We start from the raw sequence: 7,430 nt of genomic DNA, 5'->3' as shown, positions 1-7,430 counted from the left end.
AGCTGGAAGTGCTTGAATTTACGCTGGCAGGCAATTCGTATGGCATAAATGTGGCAAAAATCAGAGAAATTATTACATATCAGCCTGTCACACCGATTCCGAATTCACATCCCAGTATTGAGGGGATTTTTATGCCTCGTGATACCATGATTACGGCAATTGATTTAAAGAATTGCCTCGGAAGAGGAGAGTCAGAACCCAAGGGCTTGTTTATTGTAACAAATTTCAATAAATTGGATATTGCATTTCATGTGGAGAGTGTGCTGGGAATTCACAGGGTTTCCTGGGCGGATATTATTAAGCCTGATGTTACCATATCAGCTGCAGATGAAAGCGTTGCCACAGGTATTATCAAGAAGGACGGAAAGCTTATTATCATTCTGGACTTTGAGAAAATTGTGAGCGATATCAATCCGGAGACTGGGCTTAAGATGTCTGAGCTTTCTGAGCTTGGTCCGAGAACAAGGAGCAATGTTCCGATCTTGATTGCAGAAGATTCTCCGCTGTTAAATAAATTAATTGTAGATTCACTGAAAAAAGCGGGATACGACAACCTGATACATACGGAAAACGGAAAACAGGCGTACGATGTTATCATGCAGTGCAAGGAAGACGGTACGCTGAAGGATCATGTGAGATGTGTTATCACGGACATTGAAATGCCGGAAATGGATGGACACAGACTGACAAAGCTTTTGAAATCCGATGATACTACAGCAGATATTCCTGTTGTGATTTTTTCCTCCCTTGTCAATGAGGAGATGAAACGCAAAGGAGAGGCGCTGGGAGCAGATGCCCAGCTTTCAAAGCCGGAGATCGGTAATCTGGTAAAAATTATTGATCAGCTTGTTTCAGAGAAACATTTAGATAAGTAAGGACAGAAAAGGCCGGGAGTGCTCCCGGTTTTTTCCATATGAAGGGGTTTTCCCGGAAGAAAGCAGTGAAAGAAAAATGAAGGTAATACCCGTTAAAGGGGTGAGAGGTAAGCAATGGATAAGACAATTCCTGAGAAAATAGAACAGGCAGATATGGTCCTTGTGGGAATTGGTGAGGAGTTTAACAATGTAAGGCGCTTTCGCCAAAGAAAGGCGTACCGCAAGACAGAAGAGGCATTGAACCGATCTGAAGCCGCCTGGCTTCTGCCTGCCTATGAGAGCTATTGCAGGGGAGAGAAAGACCATGAGGTGTCCGGCGGATTGTGCAGGCTGGCTGAGAGACTGAAAGATAAGAATTATTTTGTGGTTTCCGTATCTACAAATGATGAGGTGGCTGATGTGCCGTGGAAAGAGGGAAGGCTTGTAATGCCTTGCGGTTCCTGGAGGGGGAAACAGTGCGCCAGAGGGTGTTCGGATGTGCTTTGTAAGACTGGAGACGAGGACAAAAAAGTATTAAATCATTATTTTGCTGTTTTGGAAGAAAAAGCCCAGGACGAAGAGGAGCTGCCTTTGTGGACCCAGGGAGCAATAGGCGTTTGTCCGGTGTGCGGAAGCCCTTTGGTCTTAAACAATATATATGCGGATGTATATAATGAAAAGGGGTACCTGGAGCAGTGGGAAACCTACCGGAAATGGCTTCAGGGCACCTTGAACCGGAAACTGCTGATACTGGAGCTGGGCGTGGGACTTAAGTTTCCCTCCGTGATCCGCTGGCCCTTTGAAAAGATTGCCTTTTTTCAGCAGAAGGCGGAATTTTATCGTGTAAATGAGAAGCTGTATCAGTTATCGGAGGAATTGAAGGGGAAAGGTGTCTCCATCGCTAAGAATTCAATTGATTGGCTGCAAATCCTGTGATAAACTATAAAAAGTAATAAGCCCAATGAGAAAGCAGAGGAAAATGGTATATGCCTTCACAAGAAGATTATATGGACAGCCTGTCAAAGGATTTAAACAATGAGGAAGCAGGCGGACAAACCAGTGAAAAAGAAAAGGCAGCGGACGCTGCACAAATAGACATGAGTGATATCGAAGCTCTTTTGCAGTCCGTTTCTGAGGAGACTGCAAAGACAGACGCCCTGGCCCAGGAAAGTGACAATTCGAAAACGGAGGATACTCCTGCGGTGGACGACTTGCGGAATATGTCAAAGGATGACATTGAACGCCTGCTGAATTTGGGAAGCGGGCAGGATGCAGAGGAAAAGGAAAAGCAGCAGAAGGATGTGATGAATCTTCTGGAAGAGTCCGATGACAAGGATCTGCAGGAGATACATGACCTGCTGCAGAAATCTGACAATCATGAGGAAATTGCGGATGACTCGGATGTCCCTCATCAGGAGGAGGCCACGTCGGAGGCTTCTGGTTCTGATAAAAAGGAAGAGAGGAGAGCCAAAAAAGAGGCCAGACGTGCGGCAAGGGAGGCCAAAAAGGCTCAGAAGAAGGCTGCAAAAGAAGCCAGACTGGCAGGAAAGCCCAAGGAAGAGGAGAACCCAAAGGAAGAGGAGAATCCAGAGGATTTCCTTGAGGAACAGGAACTTGCGGACATGCCGGATTTGGACAAGCTTGAGGCTGAGGCGTCCCAGGAGCACAAAAAAGGGTTTTTCTCCAGAATACTTGACTTCCTGACTGAGGAGGATGAGGAAGAAGAGGAAAATGAGGATATAAAGCTTTCCCAGGAAAACAAAGATATTCTGAAGGAGATGGATCAGGAAAAAAAGAAGAGAAAGAAAAAGGATAAAAAAGCTTCCAAGAAGGCCCAAAATGCGTCAGGGGAAGGAAGGGAAGAGGGAGGCTCTCGGAAAAAGAAGAAGGCCAAAAAGACTCCGAAGAAAGAAAAGAAAAATCTTCCTCTGCCGGAGGAAGCAAGGCAGCCGGAAAGAAAGCTTCCCAAAAAGAAAGTCATTCTGGTGTCACTTGTATGTCTTTCATTTGGGCTTACAGTGATCATCATAGCGAATGTTTCCGGAGATTATATGAACAGGATGGATGGCGTAGAGGCCTATTATAGTCAGGACTATATGACCTGCTATCAGAATCTTGTAGGAAGAAATCTGAACGAAAGCGAGCAGGTGATGCTGGGGAAATCAGAGAGTATTTTGAGAATCAGGCTTTGGATTAGAGAATATGAGCTGTTTGTGGAGGAAGGATTGGAGACAGAGGCTCTGGACAGTCTGCTGCAGTCCGTATATGCCTATCCCTCTTTATATGAATATGCCGGCCAGTGGAATGCCCAAAGCGAGGTGACGGCTGAGTATGCTCAAATTTTACAGATTCTATCAGAAAAATACAATTTGACCCAGGAACAGGCACAGGAAATCATAGCTGTGCCAGACGATGTGGAATATACAATCATTGTCACGGCCATTTCCCAGGGAACGGATTATGAGGACTGGAAGAATCAACAGGCAGGAGAGCAGGCTGCAGAACAGGAATCCCAGCAGCTTGCAGATCAGCTGCCGGAGGAAACGGAGCTTTCGGAAGAAATCTTTATAGACAACATAGCGTAGCGGGAGACAGTATGATTGCGATAATTGATTATGATGCAGGGAATATCAAAAGTGTGGAAAAGGCCTTGCAGTTTTTGGGAAAAGAGGCAGTAATCACCAGGGACAGAGACACCATACTGAAAGCGGATGGCGCAATTCTGCCAGGAGTTGGGGCCTTTGGAGACGCCATGGAAAAGCTGCATTCTTATGGGCTGTCAGATACCATTCATGAATATGTGGCGGGCGGAAAGCCCTTTCTTGGCATCTGCCTTGGCCTGCAGCTTCTTTTTGAGAGCAGCGAGGAAAGTCCGGGAGTGGAGGGACTGCATATTCTGGAGGGGAAGATTCTGCGGATTCCAGAGGCAGAGGGATTAAAAATTCCCCATATCGGATGGAACAATCTCCGCTGTCCCCAGAAAGGAAAAGGACTTTCGGGAAGGCTGTTTCTTGGACTGGAGGAGAATCCCTATGTATATTTTGTTCATTCCTATTATCTGCAGGCGGCAGATGAGAGTATTGTAACGGCTGCAGCGGATTATGGCGTTGAGATTCACGCGGCAGTGGAAAAGGGTAATATTTTTGCCTGTCAATTTCACCCGGAAAAAAGCTCAAAGACAGGGCTTAAGATACTGCAGAATTTTATTCAGATCACGGAGGAGACGGTATGCACACAAAAAGAATCATTCCCTGCCTGGACGTAAAGGATGGAAGAGTGGTAAAGGGTGTGAATTTTGTGAACTTCCGGGATGCAGGTGACCCGGCGGAGGCGGCGGCCGCATATGACAAAGCCGGGGCGGATGAACTGGTTTTTTTAGACATTACTGCATCGGCGGACAACAGAGCCACACAGCTTGCGTGGGTGAGACAGGTTGCCTCACAGGTGTTTATACCCTTTACCGTTGGCGGGGGAATCCGTTCCATAGAGGACTTCAGAGCGATACTGCGGGAGGGGGCTGATAAAATATCCGTCAATTCCGCAGCCATCATGAATCCGCAGCTGATCAGTGAGGCTGCAGAGAAATTCGGCAGCCAGTGTGTTGTGGTTGCCATAGACGCAAAAAAAAGACAGGACGGCAGCGGCTGGAATATTTATAAAAACGGAGGCCGGGTGGATATGGGTATCGACGCTGTGGAGTGGGCGGTAAAGGCGGAGAGCCTGGGCGCCGGTGAAATCCTTCTCACCAGCATGGATGGGGACGGCACAAAGGAAGGATATGACCTGGCCCTTACGAAAGCGGTGGCTGAGGCGGTGGGTATCCCGGTGATTGCCTCCGGGGGTGCAGGCAGGCTGGAACATTTTTACGAAGCCTTGCACGATGCCAAAGCGGAGGCCGTGCTTGCGGCATCTTTGTTTCATTACAGAGAGCTGGAAATCCGCCAGGTGAAAGAATACTTAAGAGAGAAAGGCATCAGTGTCCGTCTGTAGGACATAAGGGAAGGTGAGAGGTTATGGGCATGATTGACAATGACTGGCTGCAGGAGCTGGGGGCGGAATTTCGAAAGCCCTATTACAGAAAACTGTATGAGTTTGTGAAGCAGGAGTATAATACCACTCAGGTCTTTCCGCCAGCGGAGGATATCTTTAATGCGTTTCATCTCACCCCCTTAAGCCAGGTAAAGGTTGTCATTATCGGGCAGGACCCTTATCATAATGTAGGACAGGCCCATGGACTGTGCTTTTCGGTGAAGCCGGAGGTGGAGATTCCGCCGTCTTTGGTGAATATTTATCAAGAGCTTCATGATGATCTGGGATGTTACATTCCTAATAACGGATATCTGGTAAAATGGGCAAAGCAAGGGGTTCTGATGCTGAATACGGTGCTTACGGTACGGGCGCACATGGCCAATTCCCATCACGGCAAGGGCTGGGAGGAATTTACAGATGCTGCCATCCGGGCTTTGAACAAGCAGGATCGTCCTATTGTTTTTATATTATGGGGACGGCCCGCCCAAATGAAAAAGAGCATGCTGGACAATCCCAGGCATTTAATTTTGGAGGCTCCCCATCCAAGCCCGCTGTCCGCTTACAGAGGATTTTTTGGGAGCAGACCTTTCAGCAAGACGAATGAATTTTTACAGGAGCATGGGGAAACACCCATAGACTGGCAGATAGAGAATGTATAGAAAGAGGAGTATTTTATGGAAAAAAAGGCATTTGTAACAAAGGAAATGGTTGAGGAGATTGTAAAGACTTACCCTACGCCATTTCATATTTATGACGAGAAGGGAATCAGAGAAAATGCCAGGGCTCTGAAGGAGGCCTTTGCGTGGAACAAGGGATATAAGGAATTTTTTGCGGTTAAGGCCACTCCCAATCCATTTCTGATTCAAATACTGCGGGAATATGGCTGCGGCTGTGACTGCTCCTCCCTGACAGAGCTGATGCTCAGCGACGCCATGGGAGTGCACGGGGAGGATATTATGTTTTCCTCCAATGATACACCCGCCCACGAGTTTGCCTATGCGGCAAAGCTTGGTGCAACCATCAATCTGGATGATATCACCCATATTGATTTTCTGGAAAAAACAATAGGATACATTCCTAAAACCATAAGCTGCCGCTATAATCCGGGAGGATATTTTTCCATCAGCAATAATATTATGGACAATCCCGGGGATGCAAAATATGGCTTTACCACAGAGCAGATGTTTGAGGGCTTCCGTATCCTGAAGGAAAGGGGCGTAGAGAATTTTGGCATTCATGCGTTCCTTGCAAGCAATACGGTGACCAATGAGTATTATCCGGTATTGGCAAAAACTCTGTTTGAGCTGGCGGTAAAATTAAAGGAGGAGACGAAAGCCCATATTACCTTTATCAATCTGTCCGGCGGCATCGGCATTCCCTACCGCCCGGATCAGGAGCCTAACGATATCAGAGCCATTGGTGAAAGTGTGCGTAAGGTGTATCAGGAAATTTTAGAGCCTGCAGGAATGGGGGATGTAGCTATCTACACGGAGCTTGGGCGTTTTATGATGGGGCCTTACGGTCATCTGGTGACCAGGGTGATTCATGAAAAGCATACCCACAAGGAATATGTTGGCGTTGACGCCTGTGCTGTAAACCTGATGCGTCCTGCCATGTACGGCGCGTATCATCATATTACGGTTCTGGGAAAGGAAAATCTTGCCTGTGATCACAAATATGACGTAACAGGCTCTCTGTGCGAGAACAATGATAAGTTTGCAGTGGACCGAATGCTTCCGGAGGTGCAAATCGGAGATTACCTTGCCATTCATGACACCGGCGCTCATGGGTTTGCCATGGGATATAATTACAATGGCAAGCTAAAGTCAGCAGAGCTTTTGCTTCGGGAAAACGGAAAAGTGGAGCTGATTCGGAGGGCGGAGACTCCCAGGGATTATTTTGCAACCTTCGACTGCTTTGACATTTATCAGAAAATAGATTGGAATGCGTAAAATGAGATATCCGAAATTTTTGCCTGAAGAGGGAACCATAGGCTTTGTGGCCCCCTCCTTTGGATGCGGAATAGAGCCTTACCGCAGCGCATTTGAGAATGCGCAGAAAAAGTTTAAGAAGATGGGCTTTGGCCTGAAGCTTGGGCCGAACTGCTATGCCCAGGAGGGGGTGGGCATCAGCAATGAGCCAGGACTCTGTGCGGAAGAGCTGATGGAAGCCTACTGTGCAGATGACAGTGACTGTCTGATCTCCTGCGGCGGCGGCGAGCTGATGTGCGAAGTGCTAAGCTGGATGGATTTTGAGAAAATCAGGAAAGCGGCCCCCAAATGGTATATGGGCTACTCCGACAATACCAATATGACCTATCTGCTGGCCACTCTCTGTGATACGGCCTCTATCTATGGCCCCTGTGCAGCAGCCTTCGGCATGGAACCGTGGCACCCTTCTTTGGAGGATGCTATGAGGCTTTTGCGGGGAGAGAAGAACCGGGAGGGCGATTACGCGGTACAGGGATATGACAAATGGGAAAAGGAGTCCTTGAAAAGCCCTGAAATCCTCTGGCTCCTTACCATGTGACGGAAAATCTGTCCATAA

7 protein-coding genes and 1 pseudogene are annotated in these 7,430 nt (G+C 47.5%); all 8 read left to right on the top strand.

Translation table 11 applies throughout. The features are described 5' to 3' along the window. The first annotated feature begins 2 nt into the window (after positions 1-2). Complete coding sequence (locus AC1WIP_RS08645; protein ID WP_481141465.1) at positions 3-875, top strand: chemotaxis protein; 873 nt, start codon at positions 3-5, stop codon at positions 873-875. A 114-nt stretch (positions 876-989) separates the two neighbouring features. Then, positions 990-1,790, top strand: a complete 801-nt coding sequence (locus AC1WIP_RS08640) for a hypothetical protein (protein ID WP_481141464.1) — start codon at positions 990-992, stop codon at positions 1,788-1,790. 50 nt (positions 1,791-1,840) lie between these two features. Continuing rightward, positions 1,841-3,439 (top strand): hypothetical protein, encoded by a 1,599-nt coding sequence (locus tag AC1WIP_RS08635; RefSeq protein ID WP_481141463.1) that lies wholly within the window; start codon positions 1,841-1,843, stop codon positions 3,437-3,439. An 11-nt stretch (positions 3,440-3,450) separates the two neighbouring features. After that, positions 3,451-4,119, top strand: a complete 669-nt coding sequence (gene hisH / locus AC1WIP_RS08630) for an imidazole glycerol phosphate synthase subunit HisH (RefSeq protein WP_481141462.1) — start codon at positions 3,451-3,453, stop codon at positions 4,117-4,119. Continuing rightward, complete coding sequence (hisF, locus tag AC1WIP_RS08625; protein WP_481141461.1) at positions 4,083-4,844, top strand: imidazole glycerol phosphate synthase subunit HisF; 762 nt, start codon at positions 4,083-4,085, stop codon at positions 4,842-4,844. The genes hisH and hisF overlap by 37 nt, the downstream gene beginning before the upstream one ends. A gap of 23 nt (positions 4,845-4,867) precedes the next feature. Next, positions 4,868-5,542, top strand: coding sequence for a uracil-DNA glycosylase (locus AC1WIP_RS08620; RefSeq protein ID WP_481141460.1), 675 nt, complete (start codon positions 4,868-4,870; stop codon positions 5,540-5,542). Positions 5,543-5,557: 15 nt separating this feature from the next. Then, a complete protein-coding gene (locus tag AC1WIP_RS08615; RefSeq protein WP_481141459.1) occupies positions 5,558-6,835 on the top strand; it encodes a diaminopimelate decarboxylase in 1,278 nt (425 codons plus the stop codon). 1 nt (position 6,836) lies between these two features. Further along, positions 6,837-7,430, top strand: a pseudogene (locus AC1WIP_RS08610) (LD-carboxypeptidase); the annotation flags it as partial.

The sequence above is a fragment of the Acetatifactor sp. genome (assembly GCF_982438285.1).
This window is presented reverse-complemented; position numbering and strand designations above follow the sequence as displayed.